The organism is Caballeronia sp. LP006 (genome assembly GCF_031450995.1).
Lineage (GTDB): Bacteria > Pseudomonadota > Gammaproteobacteria > Burkholderiales > Burkholderiaceae > Caballeronia.
This window is the reverse complement of record NZ_JARTVW010000002.1, coordinates 446818-463804: the sequence shown is the minus strand read 5'-3', so window position 1 is coordinate 463804 and position 16987 is coordinate 446818. Positions and strand designations below refer to the sequence as shown.

At 62.6% G+C, this 16987-nt stretch carries 13 protein-coding genes; 2 read left to right on the top strand and 11 right to left on the bottom strand.

Features of this window, described 5'->3' with window-relative positions:
* Nucleotides 1–4: 4 nt before the first annotated feature.
* From P9250_RS02840 to P9250_RS02820, 5 genes are read right to left on the bottom strand one after another with little or no spacing between them, the layout of a single operon-like run.
* Nucleotides 5–1147: an FAD-binding oxidoreductase gene (locus P9250_RS02840; RefSeq protein ID WP_244831845.1), complete on the bottom strand. Its 1143-nt coding sequence runs from the start codon at nucleotides 1145–1147 to the stop codon at nucleotides 5–7.
* Nucleotides 1144–1941 (bottom strand): ABC transporter permease, encoded by a 798-nt coding sequence (locus P9250_RS02835; protein ID WP_250468062.1) that lies wholly within the window; start codon nucleotides 1939–1941, stop codon nucleotides 1144–1146. Before P9250_RS02835 ends, P9250_RS02840 begins: the two co-directional genes overlap by 4 nt.
* Before the next feature lie 14 nt (nucleotides 1942–1955).
* Nucleotides 1956–2828, bottom strand: coding sequence for an ABC transporter permease (locus tag P9250_RS02830; protein ID WP_244831844.1), 873 nt, complete (start codon nucleotides 2826–2828; stop codon nucleotides 1956–1958).
* On the bottom strand, nucleotides 2815–3894 hold the full coding sequence (locus tag P9250_RS02825; RefSeq protein ID WP_310390984.1) for an ABC transporter ATP-binding protein: 1080 nt from the start codon (nucleotides 3892–3894) through the stop codon (nucleotides 2815–2817). Before P9250_RS02825 ends, P9250_RS02830 begins: the two co-directional genes overlap by 14 nt.
* A 30-nt stretch (nucleotides 3895–3924) precedes the next feature.
* Complete coding sequence (locus P9250_RS02820; RefSeq protein ID WP_244831842.1) at nucleotides 3925–4980, bottom strand: ABC transporter substrate-binding protein; 1056 nt, start codon at nucleotides 4978–4980, stop codon at nucleotides 3925–3927.
* A gap of 157 nt (nucleotides 4981–5137) precedes the next feature.
* Between P9250_RS02820 and P9250_RS02815 the strand changes: the two genes are divergently transcribed.
* Nucleotides 5138–6055 carry a LysR substrate-binding domain-containing protein gene (locus P9250_RS02815; RefSeq protein ID WP_250468061.1) on the top strand — a complete coding sequence of 306 codons (918 nt, stop codon included), beginning with the start codon at nucleotides 5138–5140 and terminating at the stop codon, nucleotides 6053–6055.
* 508 nt (nucleotides 6056–6563) lie between these two features.
* On the opposite strand, the gene P9250_RS02810 is transcribed toward P9250_RS02815, so the two are convergent.
* The 5 genes from P9250_RS02810 to P9250_RS02790 all read right to left on the bottom strand — a co-directional run bounded on the left by P9250_RS02810 (nucleotide 6564) and on the right by P9250_RS02790 (nucleotide 13409).
* The gene (locus tag P9250_RS02810; RefSeq protein ID WP_250468059.1) at nucleotides 6564–8528 is read right to left on the bottom strand and encodes an RICIN domain-containing protein; all 1965 of its coding nucleotides are present in this window, start codon (nucleotides 8526–8528) and stop codon (nucleotides 6564–6566) included.
* Nucleotides 8529–8558: 30 nt separating this feature from the next.
* Nucleotides 8559–9188, bottom strand: coding sequence for an SCO family protein (locus P9250_RS02805; protein WP_244831838.1), 630 nt, complete (start codon nucleotides 9186–9188; stop codon nucleotides 8559–8561).
* A 438-nt stretch (nucleotides 9189–9626) separates the two neighbouring features.
* A complete protein-coding gene (locus tag P9250_RS02800; RefSeq protein WP_310390980.1) occupies nucleotides 9627–10682 on the bottom strand; it encodes a serine hydrolase in 1056 nt (351 codons plus the stop codon).
* Nucleotides 10683–10705: 23 nt separating this feature from the next.
* The gene (locus P9250_RS02795) at nucleotides 10706–11998 is read right to left on the bottom strand and encodes an MFS transporter (RefSeq protein ID WP_244831836.1); all 1293 of its coding nucleotides are present in this window, start codon (nucleotides 11996–11998) and stop codon (nucleotides 10706–10708) included.
* A complete protein-coding gene (locus P9250_RS02790; RefSeq protein ID WP_310390977.1) occupies nucleotides 11988–13409 on the bottom strand; it encodes a M20 family metallopeptidase in 1422 nt (473 codons plus the stop codon). Before P9250_RS02790 ends, P9250_RS02795 begins: the two co-directional genes overlap by 11 nt.
* A gap of 128 nt (nucleotides 13410–13537) precedes the next feature.
* Between P9250_RS02790 and P9250_RS02785 the strand changes: the two genes are divergently transcribed.
* Nucleotides 13538–14443 carry a LysR family transcriptional regulator gene (locus P9250_RS02785; RefSeq protein ID WP_244831834.1) on the top strand — a complete coding sequence of 302 codons (906 nt, stop codon included), beginning with the start codon at nucleotides 13538–13540 and terminating at the stop codon, nucleotides 14441–14443.
* 23 nt (nucleotides 14444–14466) lie between these two features.
* Here the strand turns inward: P9250_RS02785 and P9250_RS02780 are convergent, their stop codons facing one another.
* Nucleotides 14467–16827 carry an acetamidase/formamidase family protein gene (locus tag P9250_RS02780; protein WP_310390975.1) on the bottom strand — a complete coding sequence of 787 codons (2361 nt, stop codon included), beginning with the start codon at nucleotides 16825–16827 and terminating at the stop codon, nucleotides 14467–14469.
* Nucleotides 16828–16987: the final 160 nt, after the last annotated feature.

The following is a 16987-nucleotide window of genomic DNA, read 5'->3' as shown; positions in this document are numbered from 1 at the left end:
GAATTCAGTGTGCGGGAATCGGTTCTTGAGCGTTCTCGAAGCGGCGTGCGGAGAAGGTCGGCAATTCCTCGGGCACGGGTGCACCGGTGATCCACGGCGCCACGCGCATGGCATGCGCGGCGGCGAGCGTCACGCCGCTATGGCAAGTGACGACGAACGCGCCAGGATGCGCTTCCGACCGGTCGTAGATCGGAAAGCCGTCCGCGCTGTAGACGCGCAGCGCGGCCCACATCCGCACGAGCCGCACGTGCTGCAACATCGGGAACGCGCGCACGCCGCGCCGCGCGATATCGGCGAGCACATGCGTGGTCGTGAAATCGTTGAAGCCGACTTCTTCCATCGAATCGCCGAACTGCACGCTGCCTTCGTCGGTCTGGCGCACGTTGAGCGTCGGATAGTCGAGAAACGGCGCGACGCGTTCGCTCACCAGCACCTGCCCGCGATTCGGCGCGACCGGCGCGTTCAATCCGACGAACGGCGCGAGCATGCGGTTTCCGAGGCCAGCCGCAAGCACGACACGCCCCGCGCGATACGTTCCGCGCTTGCCATGCACGACGAAGCCTTGGCCGTTCGCGTCCGGTTCGATGCGTTCCGCGCGTTCGCCCGAGACGAGCTTCACGCCGCGCGCCTGCATCGCCGAATGAAGCGCGCGCAAGAGCTTGAGCGGGTTCACATGGCCGTCCATCGGCGTGTAGCTCGCGCCGATCACTTGCGGGCCGATCTGCGGAATGCGCTCGCGAATCTCGGCGGCATCGAGCATCTGATACGGGTAGTCGCCGATCTCGGCCTTGAGCGTCGAGAGACGCTTCTCGCGGTCGGCGAGTTCGTCGTCGTTGAAGCAAAAGTGGAAGCCGCCCGGCTGGCGCAAGGCCACGTCGATGCCCGTTTCGTTCAAGAGGCTCTCGGCGAGTCCGGGCCAGCGCGTGGCCGAACTGCGCGACCAGCGTGCGTAAGGCGAGAGGCCGTAGCCCTTGCCTTGAATCCATACGAGGCCGAAGTTGCCGCGCGAGGCGCGAAAGCCGCCGTCGTCTTCGTCGAGCACGGTCACGCGCGCGCCTTCGCGGGCAAGACCGTAAGCCACGGCGGAACCGACCAGGCCGCCGCCGAGCACGAGCACGTCGGGGCTGGCGGAGGTTGAAAGTGTCATCGCGCTTCTCCGATCAGAATGCGGTCCAGTCCGACCATGCGGTCGAGCAGGATCATCAGCAACACCGTGCCGACGATCAGCACCGCCGAGACCGAGGCGACCAGCGGATCGATCGTCTGCGCGATCTGGTTGTACATGGCGACGGGCAGCGTGGTCGTGCCGGGCGTCGCGACGAAAATGGTCATCGTGAGTTCGTCGAAACTCTGGATGAACGAGAGCACCCAGCCGCCTGCCACGCCGGTGCGGATCATCGGCAGGACCACGCGGCGGAATGCGGTGAAGCGGCTCGCGCCACATGAAAGCGCGGCGCGTTCGGCATCGCGATCCAGGCCGACGGCGGACGAAAGCGCAAGCCGCAACGCATACGGCAAGACGATGATGACGTGCGCGCATACCAGCGACCAGAACGATCCCGACAGATGCAGCAGCGACAGAAAGCGCAGGAACGCGATGCCGAGCACGACGGCGGGGATCATCATCGGCGAGAGGAAAAAGCTCGTGAGCGCGGCGCGGCCGGGAAAGCGATAACGCGCGATGGCCAGCGCCGCGGGCACCGCGAGCAGCACGCCGATGGTCGCCGCCGCGAACGCGAGGCGGATCGACAGCCAGAACGCCGAAACGATGTCGCCGTTCTCGACGATCGCGCGGAACCAGCGCAGCGACGCGCCATCGAAAGGCATCGAGATGAAGCCTTTGTCGGTGAAGGCGACGAGCATCACGACCACGAGCGGCGCCATGATGAAGGTCAGGAAGAACGCGTTGTAGACGAGCCCGAGAATGCCGTTCTGTTTCATGATCGTCGTCCGCGTTAGTCGAAGATATGCCGGAACCGGCGTTCGGCGAGGCGGCTGCAACCCATGACGATTGCCACGTTCGCGATCAGCAACAACACGGCGATACTCGCGCCGAGCGGCCAGTTGAGCGTGCCGAGAAACTCGTCGTAGGCAGCGGTGGCGACGACCTTCAGACGCCGTCCGCCGATCAGCGCTGGCGTGGCGAACGCCGATGCCGACAGCGCGAACACGATGATCGATCCCGACAGCACGCCCGGCATGATCTGCGGCAGCACCACGCGGCGGAACACCGCGAACGACGAGCCGCCGAGCGAGCGTCCGGCCCATTCCACTTGCGGGTCGAGCTTTTGCATGGTGGCCCACACGGACATCACCATGAAGGGCACCAGAACGTGCGTGAGCGCGATGATCATGCCGGTCATCGTGAAGACGAGGCGGATGGGTTCATCGGTGATTTTCAGCGCTTGCAGCACGTTGTTGAGCACGCCGTTGTTGCCGAGCAGGATCTGCCAGCCGAGCGTGCGCACCACGACCGAGATCAGGAGCGGGCCGAGCACGACGAGAAGACACAGCGACTGCCACGGCTTCTTCATGCGCGCGAGCACGATAGTTTCCGGCACGCCAAGCACGATGGAGAGCAGCGTGACCGCGAAGGCGAGGCCGGCAGTGCGCAGAAAGATGGTGTGGTAGTACGGGTCGCTCACTACTTCCCAATAGTTCGTGAGCGTGTAGGCGGCGGTGACGCCGGCCGTGTCGCTGAAAACGCGAAACGACAGCACGAGCGTGAGCGCGAGCGGCGCCAGCAGCAAGCCGACAAAAAGCAGCAGCGCGGGGCCGGACAGGAGCCACGGCGCGGCGCCGGGACGGTCGTCGTCAAGCGTGGCCATGAGCGCCCTCCGGAGCATCTTGCGTGAGCACGCGCAGATCGTCGTCGGTCCAGGCAAGGCCGACTTCGTGACCTTCCTCGGGCGGCGGAGCACCGTGATTCGGCTGCGCGACACGCAGCTTGCCGAGTTCCGTTTCCACTTCGAGCAGCCACTGATTGCCGACGAACACGCGCGTTGCAATACGTCCGCGCACGCGCGCTGCGCCATTGGCGATATGCACCTTCTCCGGGCGGATATAAACGTTGACCGCGCCGTTCACATGACGGCCTTCGTGCGGCACGTGCAGCGTGGTGCCGAGTACATCGACTTCGGCGCAACGCGGATTGCGCCGCAGGACTTCGCCGGAAAACGTATTGGTGCGCCCGAGAAAGGTCGATGCGAACGGCGTGGCGGGACGCTCGTAGGCGTCGTATGGCGTGCTCAATTGAGCGATGGTTCCGCGATGCATCACCGCAATGCGATCGCTCATGGTCATGGCTTCGACCTGATCGTGCGTGACGAGGATCGTCGTGATGCCGAGGCGCTTTTGAATCGCCCGCAGTTCGATATGCATTTCCTCGCGCAGCTTGGCATCGAGATTGGACATCGGTTCGTCGAGCAAGAGCAGTTCGGGCTGCATGGCGATGGCGCGTGCAATGGCCACGCGCTGCCGCTGGCCGCCCGACAACTCCTTCGGATAGCGATGCCCGAGTCCCTTTAGACGCACGAGCGCGAGTGCTTCTTCCACGCGCTCTTCGCGTTCGCGGCGCTTGACCTTGCGCATTTCCAGACCGAAGCCGACGTTGCCCGCCACCGTCATGTGCGGAAAGAGCGCATAGCTTTGAAACACCACGCCGATGCCGCGTTTCTCCGGACGTTCGTGCGTGATGTCGCGGCCATCGAGCAGAATGCGGCCCGTGGTCGGCGTGACGAACCCCGCCACCATTTGCAGCGTGGTCGTCTTGCCGCAACCCGAAGGTCCGAGCAGCGCGAGAAGTTCGCCGCGTTCGACATCGAGATCGAGTTGTTCGATCGCCGTGAAATCGCTGTAGCGTTTCGAGATACCTTGCAGAGTCAGGAAGGCCATGCGCCTCGCTCCTTCATGCCGGTGTGGGGTTCAACGCTCGACCGAACGGTTCCAGCGCTCCGTCCACTCGGTGCGATGCTGGTTGATCGTGGTCCAGTCCATCGCGGTCAGTTTCGCGATCTGGTCGGGACCGTAAGGCACGCGCGCGGCGATTTCCGGCGTCAGCTTGACCGTCTTGTTGACCGGACCGAGACCGATGCCTTGCGCCTGCAACGCCTGCACTTCCGGGCTCAGAAGATACTGGACGAACTGCTGCGACAACTGCGGCTGTGCGTTCTCGGCGATGGCACATGCCGCCACCTGCAACGCGACCGCGCCTTCCTTCGGGTAGACGAACTTGAGCGGAAAGCCCGTGTTCTGCAGCGCAACCGCGCGACCGCTGCCGTAGGGCGCGAGCACCACGTCGCCGGATTGCATCTGACCGTCCATTTCGCCGGGCGTGGGCGCCCAGGACAGCACGTTCGGCGCGACATCCTTGGTCATCGCCGCGAAGCCCGGCTCGATATTCTTCTCGCCGCCGCCGTTCAGACGCGCGAGCATGACGAGCGTATGCAGACCATACGTGTTGGTGATCGGCGGCACGCCGAGCTTGCCCTTGATGCGCTTGTCGGTGAGCACTTTCCACGAATCGGGCGGCGGCAGACCGGCCTTCTTGAACGCTTCCTCGTTGTAGCCGATGCCCGTCGCCACCATGCCGACGCCGATCGACGTCGCGCCGAGACGCGCGAGCGGATAGACGTCCTTCATCACGGGCGCTTCGTCGAGCTTGGCGCAGAGATTGAGCTGCATCGCCTGATACATGGGCCCGTCGTCCATCACGGCGACGTTGATCTGCTGATGGCCCTTTTGCGCTTGCAACTTGGCGAGGGTATCGCTGGAGTTGCCCGCGACGTAGACGATCTTGACGTCATGCGCCTTTTCGAACGGCGGGATGATTTTCTGGCGATACAACTGCTCGTTCGAGCCGCCCACATTGGCGACATAGAGCGTGGTTTCGGCGTGAGCGAGAAGCGGAGCGGCGAAAGAAAGAGCCGCGAAGGCGGTACAAGCGGGGACGGACAGACGGCGATGCAACGCTCTTTTCATGACGACGATCTCCAGATCCGGGGTGTGGGGGCGGGCTTCATGACCCGTCGTTGAAATGCAGTTTCGCGCCGCCGGACCATATCGTCCAATACGAATAAAATACCTACCTATGCATGGATGATATGGATCGGGGTTCACCCGGAGAGGGAGATCACGCATGAATCTGAAGCACATCGAGGCGTTTCGGGCGGTCATGGTCTCGGGGTCGATGACCGCGGCGGCCAAGGCGCTCTTTACCTCGCAGCCGAACGTGAGCCGGCTGATTTCGCAGCTCGAACGCGAAACCGGCTTGCAGCTTTTTCAGCGCAGCGGCGTGCGGTTGATACCCACGAGCGAGGGCACCGCGTTCTTCCGCGAGGTCGAACGTGCGTTCGTCGGCTTGCAGGGACTGGCGAACGCGGCGGCGCAGATACGCAATCTCGGCAGCGGACGTTTGCGCATAGCGGCGATGCCATCGGCGGGCATGACTCTCGTGCCGCATGCGATCAAGCGCTTCGTCGAGTTATATCCGACGGTGACCGTGTCGTTGCACGTGAACACATCGGGTACGGTCAATCACTGGACGGCGTCGCAGTTCTGCGATCTCGGCGTGGCCGTGTATGTGAGCGAGGCGTCGGATTGCGAGGTCGAGCAGTTGTCGAACGTGGCGGCGGTGTGCGTTATGCCGGAGGGGCATCGGCTGGCGTCGAAACGCAGTATCAAGCCGCAGGATCTCGAAGGCGAGTCGTTCATCTCGCTGTGTCACGGCGACGGCACGCGCACGCTGATGGACGAGGTGTTTCAGCGTGCGGGCGTGGAGCGCGTGCTTGCGATCGAGGCGCAGTACACGGCAATGTGCTGCGAGATGGTGCGTCATGGGATGGGCGTGACGCTCGCGCATCCGATCGTCGCGCGGGATTTCGCGGGTCCGGGAATTGTCATCAAGCCGTTTTTGCCGGCTACGTTGTTTCCGACTTATTTGCTGTTTCCGCCGCATCGGCCGAGGGAGAGATTGGCATCGGAGTTCGTGAAGGTGCTGAAGGGGCTGCATGCGGAGTTGCTGGGGGAGGTGGTGAAGGGGGCGAAGGTGGCTTGAGTCTTTCAAGCAACGATCAACCGATTCACTCATGCCGCCGTGCCGTGCTCGTGACCGCTCGAAACGGCTGCGTCGTTCAAGACGCATCGACGAATGCGCGCTCATCGGCTCATAACGAATTGCCAGAGCGCGGCGCACTGTGCGTCAGCAATCTTGTAACGCGGCATCGCCCGACGAAGCACGATGTCCGCTGGATCGACGCCATCCTTGATCGCGCGGCAAAAAGCGATGGGATCGTAATGGCTCATCGGCCCTCCGCGACGACGCGTTTCGCCAAGCAAGGACTCGCGAGTCAGCGGCGGCGCAAAGGCCGCCGCTTTCGATGTGCCCACATGGCAATTGACGCAACGAGTCGTCCACGCAGGCAACGTGCGATCGTCATCACGCAAATGCGCCGACAGCGGATGCTCTCCGTCGAAAATCGCGCAGCCCAGGTCGCGCGGTTCACATGCGGCATGGGCGACCGTTACCATCGCAACGAGCGCGAGGCCGACCAAGCGCTGCGCCATCAATGCACGCGCATGGTACGCGAGAGGCTCGGCACGCCCTTCGCGTTCAGCGCAAAAAGCATGTAATAGCCGGGCACGACGATGCCCGGATCGGACGGAATCTTCAACTTGTACTCGCCAGCGGTGCCCACCGTAAACGTCAGCGGCACGCGTCGCTGTTCGTTGTTCACCGAATGCGTGGCCGACGATGAGCGCATCAGCGCAAATGCTGTCATGCCCTTGGTCGCCGATACGACGATGGTCGTGCCGAGCAACGCATCGGTCGGCGCGGAACTCATGGTCGGTCTGGTTGCGGCGGACCCGTCCGCGTTGAGAAGATAAGGCGGCGTCAATATCTCGACATTCGTGTGATTCGTGGCGCACGAGCCGCACAATCCGCCGCCGCCGCTGAGCACGCGTCCATCGTTCAGCAGCAGCGCCATGCTGTGATAAGTGCGCGGTACGGCTTGTGGCGCGAGCCGCGAAAACGCATTCGTGGTCGGGTCCCACAACTCGGGCGTGAGGATCGCGTTGTCGTCCGAAAACGGCACGGCAAAGGTCTGACCGCCGATCACGACGACCTGCCCATTCGGCAACACGACGCTGTTGTTGAACGCGCGCTGATAGCTCATCGGTGCGATGGTGCGCGTGATCGCCGTTCCGCTGCTGATGTCGATCAGCGTCGCATTGGAGGTGGCCGTCGATTGGTCGTAGCTCGGCGCGCCGCCCACAGCAAGTATCTTGCCGACGTCGTACATGACCGCGTTGCCGTTCATCGCGTCATTGTCGCTGCCCCGGTTGCCGGCTGCGGTGACGCTGCCGTTGCCCGCCGTGTCGAACCAGTGCATGGCGCGGCTCGGGCCCGCATGAAACACGCGTCCGTTGGCGACCGCGAAGAGCCACGCGTGGTTGTCGGCGCGGAACACGCCCGCAGCGTCGTTCGTCAGGATGTAGTCGTCGAGAATGGCGCCGTTGACTTGCCAGCCCGAGCCCGAGGTCCACGTCTCGCCCGTCTTTCCACCGAGCCCGCCATTCCACGAGCCGCCCACGAGAAACACGTTACCGTTGCTCAAGGTCACGCTGCCCTGATAGCCGCGCGAAATGTTCATCTGATTGCTCGACGTCCATGTGCCGGTCGTAGGCGAATAGATGCTGGTCTTTTTCGTGCTCGATCCGCCTGTCACGAAGATGCGGCCATCGGGAAGATTGGCGATACCCGGACAGAACATGTCGTGCCCGGTGTTGGTCACGATCATTTGTTTGCTCGTGCCCGTCGATGGATTGAAGATCGCCGTGTACGTCTTGCCGGGCGTGACTTCGCCAGAGGTGAAGTTGAGGGCGCTATCGGCCGACCAGACCAGCACGGTTCCATCGGGAAGATTCGCGGCTTGGAGCGGCACGAGCGGCAACGTGATGGGCGCCGTCCATTTCGAAGGCAATGCAGCTTGCGGCGCGGGCAAGCCGCTGACTTTCCATGTCTGCGTGGCGCTTGCGTTACACACCTGCTGCGTCAGTTGCACGCCTTGTGAGGTCGTACTCGACGCGGTCACGCACAAGCCGCTGTGTCCCGCGACGATCGCGTAACCTCCGCCTTGCGGGATCAACGAAAACGCCTGATTCGTGCCGCCACTACAGGTCCATTGAATGATAGGACCGCCGGGATCGGGACTTTGACCCGACACGTCCATGCATAGACCGCTATTGAGATTGATGAGGTTGTAGCGCGTGCCTGTAGCAACCGGCTTCCATTGCTGATTCGCGCCGCCGGTGCAGGGCCATGTAATGACTGGCGCGTTCGGTGTTTTGGATTCGCCGCTCACGTCGGCGCACATGCTGGTGCCGCTTAGCGTGATGGGCGCCGATGTCTGCGCGCGGACTTGGTGCGACACACTCGCTAACGTTAGCGCCAACGCCAGCAGCAAGACGACGCGCGCATGGCGGGCAACGTCAAGCAACACGCTCCCGGCCGAAAGGATTCGTGGCATGGTCCTGCTCCCCGTGGATAAGTCGAATAGCTATGTCAGTGCAAGCGCGCCGAGCACATCGCAGACATCGTTCACGCGTGGAAGATCGGCGCTTCTCCAGCGCAACATCGCATTGGCATCGAAGCAATAGACCTGCGTCGAATGGTCTGCGATGTCACTTGCCGATGCCTTGCTGCCCGACAGCGCCACGCGCATCTTGTCGACATCCGCAAGCGTCGGAGTCGCTGCGATCCACGAAGGACCCGCCTCGAACTGGGCGAGCCATGCGTGCAATGCCTGAGGTGAATCGGAAAGCGGATTGATTCCAATCGATAGCAACTGCACCGCATGACGAGTACGGATGCCCGTTATGCGTTTCTGTACCGCGCTGAATAGCGCGCCCTGCAAAGGACATACCGTGCCGCAACCGGTGTAGACCGTCTGCAACGCAGTCACGCCGTGACGCAACACTTCGTTCAAGCGACGCGTCTTGCCGGTCTGATCGACAAGCACGATATCGTCGAGGCGAAGCGGCGGCGTGACGAGTCCCACCGCATCATGTTGAGCGAAGGCGAAGGGGGACGCTGCACCGAGAGCGAGCGCCGCGATGTCACCGAGCAGGGCGCGACGAGTCAACGACGGGGTGCATGCACGAATGCCGGAACGCACACGATCGGGCATCGTTTCGTGACCTGCCGAACTTGACCTTGTCCACACTTTGATGATCCCCGTATCGAGCTCTATGGCTCTGACCCGCCGTTCGAATGGCCAATGACGTACGTGCCGGGAAGCGTGATCGAGCCGCTTCGCGTTCGCGTATTGGTCATGCCATTGAAACAAAGCTTAGCAGGTCAAATCAGCGTCGAACGTTCATCGCACGAATGGAAATACTCGCGTATGTGTACTCGGACACATTGCGTTTGAGCGCTTAAATAAAGGGTCGAAATTGCGGGAAGTTCTACTCGGTCGGAATTGCTGATGTTGCGATGTGGGGCATTTAGCAGAGGCGATTCAGGGGCCTTTTTAGTGCACGCTAGGTACGCGCTTGGGAGATTTATCGAAAGCCCGAAATGAGAGGACGGCCAACTTGTCGTGTCGGCCGGAAAGAAGCTCAAGCTTTCAACGCGTCATCCTCTTGACGCCATCGAACACCAACCCAAAAAACTCCCCGGCAAACGCCGAATCCAGCCACCTCACGATAACCGCCAGCCGCGTGGAAGGTTCGATCCACATGAACGAACTTCCCGCGCCCACGCCAAAATAGCTCGACTCCGGCACCGAGGGAAACATCTTCCGCCCCGTATTGAGCCAGACAAGAAACCCATAAAACGGCGCGATATCACAAGGCGTGCGCATTTTCTCGATCCACTCGCGGGACAGCACCCGCCGCCCGGAAACCAGACCTTCGTCCAGCAACATCCGCGCGATCTTCAACTGGTCGTTCGCGCTGACCGACATGCCGCCGCCCCAATGCGTCCCACCGGGAACGGACTGCATGCGCCGTCCATCGATCTCGGTCCACGCATGGTCGTAACCCACCCATTGCCAACCATCGCTCATGCCGCAGGGCTCGGCAATCGCTTCACGAAACACTTCGGGCAGCGGCCGACGAAACAGATGCATCAACGCAAGCGATAATTGGTTGATCCGCACGTCGTTGTATTCCCAGAAGGTGCCAGGCGTCTGCAACGGCCGCAAGTCGCCTTTCTTGCCTGCGGGCGGCTCGCCAAATGTCACCGCGCGATAATGATCCGCCTGATCCGAAAGCCCGAAGCAATCGCCTTGCCATTCGCTCGTCTGCTGCAGCAGTTGCGCCCACGTAACCGGGGCGTTATGCGCGCCGTCGAAGCCGATACCGGGCACGCGCTCGCGCACGGGTTCATCGACATCGGGCAGCAAGCCGCGGTCGTGCGCCACGCCCGCAAGCAAGGCGAGGTACGTCTTCGCAATGCTGAAGGTAAGGTCCGCGCGATCCGGCTCGCCCCACGTGGTGATCACGTGGCCATCGAGCGCAATCGCGCCCGACACCGGACCACGATCATGTACCGGTCCAAGCAGCTTGTTCCACGGCGCGGGATCGTTGATATGCACGCCCCAGTTGCCATCGACGTTCCGGTCCCACTTCGATTCATGATCGATGGAAAACTGAATCGCACGTTTCAATGTCTCGTTCATTTTCAAAGTTCCTGGCAAAGGCTTTAGCGCAACTTGATCCGCATGCGCGCCCACACGAGCGTAAAGAGGCTCACGACCGCAGCGATCATCAGATACAGTCCCGGCGCAAGGTTGTTGCCCGTGACCGCGATCAACGAAGCCACCGCGAGCGGCGTGAAGCCGCCGAAAATGGTCGTGCCGATGTTGTAGCCGAAGGCCATGCCCGTGGTGCGCGTGGCGGTCGGAAAGAGTTCGGCCATCAATGCCGGAATCGGCGCGAAGTAGGTGGCCTTGAGTAACGCGACCCAGATCACCGCGGCGAGCAAGGTCGGCAACGAAGGATGCGCATTCATGAGCATGAACGCCGGATAAACGGTCAGAAAGAACACGACGCCCGTCACCTGCATGATGCGAATGCGCCCGAACTTGTCCGACAGGTGTCCCACCACCGGCACGAGCACCATCATGATGAAGCCCGCCGTCAACGTGGCGATGAAGCCCGACGACGGCGACAAGCCCAACTGCCGCGTCGCGTACGTCGGCATATAAAGCAGCATGTAGTTGGCCGTGGTCGTGAGCACGAGCGAGCCGATGGAGATGAGCAAGCGTTCCTTCTGCGTCTTGAGCAACTCGCGCACGGGCGACGCCACTTTCTCGGCCTGCTCGAACTCCGGCGTTTCGTCCATGCGTCGGCGAATATACAGCCCGATCGGTCCGATCAACACGCCGAAGAGAAACGGGATGCGCCATCCCCAGCCTTCGAGCTGCGCAGGCGTGAGCGTGCTCGTCAGCACGGCACCAAAGAGCGACGCGAGCAGCGTGCTCGCGCCTTGACTCGAAAACTGCCAGCTCGACATGAAGCCGCTGCGCTCGGGCGCATGTTCGACGAGAAATGCCGTCGAACTGCCGAACTCGCCGCCCGCCGAAAAGCCCTGCAACAAACGCGACAAGAAGATCAGAATGGGCGCCGCAATGCCGATGCTTGCATACGAAGGCATGAGCGCGACCATGGCCGTGCCGACGGTCATCATCGCGATGGACAGCGTAAGCGACGCCTTGCGGCCATGCCGGTCGCTATACGAGCCGAGCACGAGCGCACCGACGGGCCGCGCGAGATACGACAGCGCGAAGGTGCCGAGGGTGAGCAGCAGCGAGACGGTGTGATCCTGCGTGGGAAAAAACAGCTTCGACAATACGCCTGCGAAGTAGCCATAGACGACGAGATCGTAGAACTCGAGCGCATTGCCGATAGACGTGGCGACGATCAGACGCGCCACGTTGCGATGCTTCGCCGGCTCATCGCGCGCGGGGGATATCGTGACGGAATCAGTGCTCATGGCGTGCTTCTCCGTTCGACCGAGGCGCTACGTTGCCATCGCGCGCGCCGAGGTCCCAGTAAAGACCCGCCATGATGCGCAAGCCTTCGCGCACCACCGGCGCGAGCATGTGTTCGTCCGGCGCATGCTGCGAGCATCCGGGATACGAATGCGGCACCCAGATGGTCGGCATGCCGAGCACATCGGCGAATACATCGTTGGGGAGCGTGCCGCCGAGGTTCGGCAAGAGCACGGGCGCGCTGCCAGTCGTCTGCGTCAGCGAACGGATCGACCACTGCACCCACGCGTTGTCAGGATCGACGCGCGTGGCGGGCATGCCGCGTTCCACTTCGATATCGACCATGGTGAAACCGTGCGCATCGAGATGGTCACGCACGATCCTGGCAAGCTCGCGCCAGTTCGTGCCGACGACGAAGCGAATCTGCATGTGCGCGAACGCATGCGGCGGAATGGCGTTGACGGGCTTCTCGGGATTGCCCGCGCGAAACGCCAGCACTTCGATATTGTTCCAGCCGAACACGCGTTCGGCGGGCGTGAGACCCGGCTCGCCATAGTCGGCATCGACTTCCGGTTCGCCCGGATTGCCGCCCACGACGATCCCCTCCAGCGCGCGCCGCACCGATTCCGGCACCGGCGGCGGCCGCAATCCTTCGATGACGATCTTGCCGTTCTCATCGACCATGGATGCAATGGCGTTTGCCAGCACCACGGCCGGATTGCGCAAGAGGCCGCCCCAGTTGCCCGAATGATGCGCGCCATCGCGCAGCTTCACATCGAGACGGAAATTGATGACGCCGCGCGATCCGAGAAAGAGCGTCGGGCGGTTGGCGGCGAGGCGCGGTCCGTCGGATGCAATCAACACGTCCGCCGCGAGTTCATCGCGCAACTTGAGACACACCGCATGCAGGCCGGGTGAACCGACTTCCTCGCCGGTCTCGAACAGCAGCTTCAGATTGAAGCCGAGCTTGCCCTCGCGCGCGTCGAGCACGGCCTTCAGCGCCGCGAGATTGATGCTGTGCTGGCCCTTGTTGTCGGCGGTGCCGCGACCGTACCAGCGTTCGCCTTCCACCGTCACGCGCCACGGCGACCGGCCTTCGGACCATTGCGCGTCGTAGCCGCGTACGACATCGCCGTGACCGTAGCCAAGCACCGTCGGCAAGTCCGCGGCTTCATGGCGATGCGCGATGAGGAACGGCCCCGCGCCCGCCACCGGATTCTCGACGATGCGGCACTCGAAGCCCCATTCCTCGAGCGTGGGCGAAAGATCTTCTTCGAGGTAAGCGAAGAGGCGCGCGCCGCTGTCGGCTTCCTGACTATCGGTGCGCAGACCGACGCGTCGCTGCAGGTCTTCGAGGAACGCGCCGGACTCATAACGCTGAGTGGCAAGCTGGATGGCGGTATCGCGGGTCACGTCGTTCTCCCTTTAATCGTGACTCATGCTGCCGCCGCCGATATTTCTGGACAATTACAATATTTCTCAAGAACCCTTGCCTAAAAGGCAAATCGAGGGTTATCCCGGAGCGGAACGAGAAGGCGGAAATGGACGAGACGGCGTTGCGTTACTTCCTCGAAATCGCGCGAAGCGGCTCGCTTAGCAAGGCATCGGAGCGGCTGTTCGTGGCGGTATCGGCATTGAGCAGGCAGATGGCGAAGCTCGAAGAGCAGATGGGCACACCGCTATTCGAACGGCGTCCGCGCGGCATGGTCTTGACCGATGCCGGGCGCCTGCTTGCCAATCATGCGCGCCGCAGTCATCTGGAAAACGAGCGCGTGATCGATGAAATACGCGATTTGAGCGCGGGCGGCCGCGTGACGATACGCGTCGCCGCGTCCGAAGGCGTGGCGCCGGATTTCTTGCCGCAAGCCTTTGCGCGGTTTCTGGAGACGCATCCGCGTGCGCAGTTTCAACTCGATGTCTCGCCGCCATCGGTCGCCACACAGCGCGTGCGAGAAGGCACGCACGATGTCGCGGTGTGCTTCAGCGTCGCGCCCGAGAAGGACGTGCACGTGCATTATGCGCAGCGCGCGCCGGTGTTCGCATTGATGCGCGGTGGTCATCCGCTGGCGAAACGCGAGTCGGTTTCGCTCGCCGATCTCCACGAATGGCCGATGGCCATGCATAACCAGGGCGTGACGCTGCGTCAGTTATTCGATATCTCGTGCAGTCTCGAAGGGCTCGTCTTCGAGCCGGTGTTCATCGCGAACTATCACATGGCCTTGCAGAGTTTCGTGCAACGCACCGACGCCATCACGCTGACCGGCTACCTCACCGTGCGCAGCCGTTTGCAGCGTGACGATATGGCGGCCGTGCCCATCAGCAATCCCGAACTGCATCAGCGCACCTTGCAGATTCAGACGATGGCGGGACGCACCTTGCCGCAAGCGGTGGTGGCGTTCGTCGAATTGTTGACGCGGGCGATCGAGGAGCCCGAGGCAGTTCAGTAACGATGGCGCTCCATATATAAGCGCTAATCCGTGAAAAGCGCCTTGCGGATGATCGCGTGCACGCCCCAGTTGCCATCGACCACTTGCGTCACGCCGAAGTCCACGGCCACCGACATCAACGAGATGGCTTCGTCTTCGCTCAGTCCCTTGGTCGACATGAGAAAGCGGCGCGTCTTGATGAAGGCGTCGCGCATGGCCTGATCGAGCGTGGACTTCTGATAGACCTCGCTCTGCGCGCTGGTGCCGAATTCCGCGAGATAGTCGGCGTGGCTGAAGCCGTGCAACACCCATTCGTCGGCGGTTTCGACAAGCGGATACGTGAGGTCCGCAAAGGGCTGTGAGCCGAGCGTGTGCTTCTTGTGCAGGATCAGTTCGAAGTCGCCGGTAAGCGAGCATTCGATAGCCGTGCCGCACAACTCGGAGTCTCCTTGCGACGCATGCGGGTCGCCGATGGAAAGCAGCGCGCCCGCCACGCCCACTGGCAGAAACACGCTTGCACCCGGTCCCACGCGCCAGTTGTCGAGATTGCCGCCGAAGGCCGAAGGCGGGATCGAATCGATCAGACCGTTCTGTCGAGGCGCGACGCCGATCACACCGAAATGCGGCCGCACCGGAATGGTGACGTTCTTCAGCACGTTGTGATTTTCTACGACGGTCGAATGATCGACCGGCACGCCGGGATAATCGATGATCGGATGCATCACGCCGAACGGATCGCGTTGCGGCGTCCAGCGATGGTTGTAGACGGCGCGCGCATAGGCGCTTTCGTCGACGCGTTCGGTATCCGTATGAAGCTCGTAGATCGTCACGACTTCGCGAGGCTTGGGTTCGGTCAAGAGCTCACGATAGTGAAAGCCCCACCACGCGGCGGCGTTGCTGCCAAATGCGCGGCCATGATATTTCGGGTTCGCGCAGCGGCGCGGATGAATATCGACGATCCGCACTTCGAGCACGTCGCCCGGCTCCGCGCCCGTGACGGCAATCGGTCCCGTGCAGATATGCACGCCGAAGCCTTCGCCCGCGCCGCGTCCGTAGATCGATGCGTTCATCGGTCCCGCGCCGCGCCGGTCCACGTTCTTGCGCTCGGCGGTCCAGTGAAACACACTTTCGGCGCCGGGATCGCCCGCGATCATACGATCCCAATCATCCGCGGCATGTTGCGTGAGCGCTTCCACGGTCACGGTGTCGCCACTTTGTACTTCGAGCACGGGCTTCAGATCGTGGCTGAAATAACCCCAATGCACGGTATTTGCCGTTGCGCGCAGCAGATGATGGCGCGGCTTGTCGCGTCCGAGCCGAGGTTCGATATGCACGGCATCGAGTTCTTCACGCACGGCGACGAGCGTATCGCCCGCATGATCCTGACGCGCCTGCGCGATCAGGCTCGCCGCATTGACCGGCAAGCCGCGCGAGAGACTTCGCACCAGATGACGCGCTATTTCAAGGCTCGCCTCGTGCCTGAAGGTGCGCGGCGACGCGCCGTAACGTTCGCGAAACACGCGGCTGAAATGCGCGGGATCGTTGAAGCCCCAGCGAAAGCAGATGTCCGATATCGATACTTTCTCGGAGAGCGGATCGGCCAGTTCCGCGCGGCATCGTTCAAGACGGCGTGAGCGCACATAGGTCGAAAAGCTCTGTCCGGCGAGTTCGAAAAGCTTCTGCACATAGCGTGGCGACACGCGCTCGTCCTTTGCAAGCGTGGCGACGCTCAAGGTCGATTCGGCGAGATTCGCTTCGATGAAGCGGCATAGCCGCGAGAACAGCGCCGCCTGCGACGGCGTGAGTCCGTTGAACGAGCCCTTGCGTTCCTGTCCCGCAAGACACGCGACGAGCATTTCCGCGAGCGCGAGTTCGGTGGGACGCAATTCATCGGCGCTCAAGGTCTCGAGGCTCTCGACCACCGAGCGCAAGAAGCCCGAGAAGATATGGCCCATGCCCGTTGCGCCCGGCAGCAGCGCCACGCGCAACGAAAGCGGCGAGAGCAAGCGCGCGTTGATCGCGCTCTTCGGCGCACGCACGATAAAGGCGCGAAAGCGCCCAGCGAAGATCAGCGACGCGCTTTGTCCCGATGCCGCATACACGATGTCATGCGGGCTCACGCGTTCGCGCAGGCCGTCGGCGACGAGCGTGGCGTCGCCATCGATCAGCAATACGAGCATGAGACTGCCGCTTTGATCGGCGCTCAGTTCGAGCGTCTGCGCGGCCGAGGCGATCGTCGTGAACTCGATGCCGCCCGCCGATACACGCGATGTCAGCGTGCCTTGCAGACCGCGTTCGCCGCCTTCTATCTTGCCGTGCCACCCCAGGCGCGCGAGCGCCGCTTTCCATTCATGTCGACGTTCGAACTCGGGATACGACTCGGTGGTGAAGCGCGACAGGTTCAAGCGAAAACTCCACGAATAGCAGCAAAGACGCGCTTTGGAAAAGCAACTCCCGCGCCATCGCGGCCATGCGGCGACGCGATGCAAGGCGTGCCGAACCACAGTGCATGCATGCGCCATCGCGGCGCATGCATGCACTCGCGCGCGACACGGCGGTACCGGC

Coding starts and splice junctions, on each gene's coding strand:
- P9250_RS02840 (WP_244831845.1), bottom strand. CDS start 1,147: ATGACACTTTCAACCTCCGCCAGCCCCGACGTGCTCGTGCTCGGCGGC.
- P9250_RS02835 (WP_250468062.1), bottom strand. CDS start 1,941: ATGAAACAGAACGGCATTCTCGGGCTCGTCTACAACGCGTTCTTCCTG.
- P9250_RS02830 (WP_244831844.1), bottom strand. CDS start 2,828: ATGGCCACGCTTGACGACGACCGTCCCGGCGCCGCGCCGTGGCTCCTG.
- P9250_RS02825 (WP_310390984.1), bottom strand. CDS start 3,894: ATGGCCTTCCTGACTCTGCAAGGTATCTCGAAACGCTACAGCGATTTC.
- P9250_RS02820 (WP_244831842.1), bottom strand. CDS start 4,980: ATGAAAAGAGCGTTGCATCGCCGTCTGTCCGTCCCCGCTTGTACCGCC.
- P9250_RS02815 (WP_250468061.1), top strand. CDS start 5,138: ATGAATCTGAAGCACATCGAGGCGTTTCGGGCGGTCATGGTCTCGGGG.
- P9250_RS02810 (WP_250468059.1), bottom strand. CDS start 8,528: ATGCCACGAATCCTTTCGGCCGGGAGCGTGTTGCTTGACGTTGCCCGC.
- P9250_RS02805 (WP_244831838.1), bottom strand. CDS start 9,188: ATGCCCGATCGTGTGCGTTCCGGCATTCGTGCATGCACCCCGTCGTTG.
- P9250_RS02800 (WP_310390980.1), bottom strand. CDS start 10,682: ATGAACGAGACATTGAAACGTGCGATTCAGTTTTCCATCGATCATGAA.
- P9250_RS02795 (WP_244831836.1), bottom strand. CDS start 11,998: ATGAGCACTGATTCCGTCACGATATCCCCCGCGCGCGATGAGCCGGCG.
- P9250_RS02785 (WP_244831834.1), top strand. CDS start 13,538: ATGGACGAGACGGCGTTGCGTTACTTCCTCGAAATCGCGCGAAGCGGC.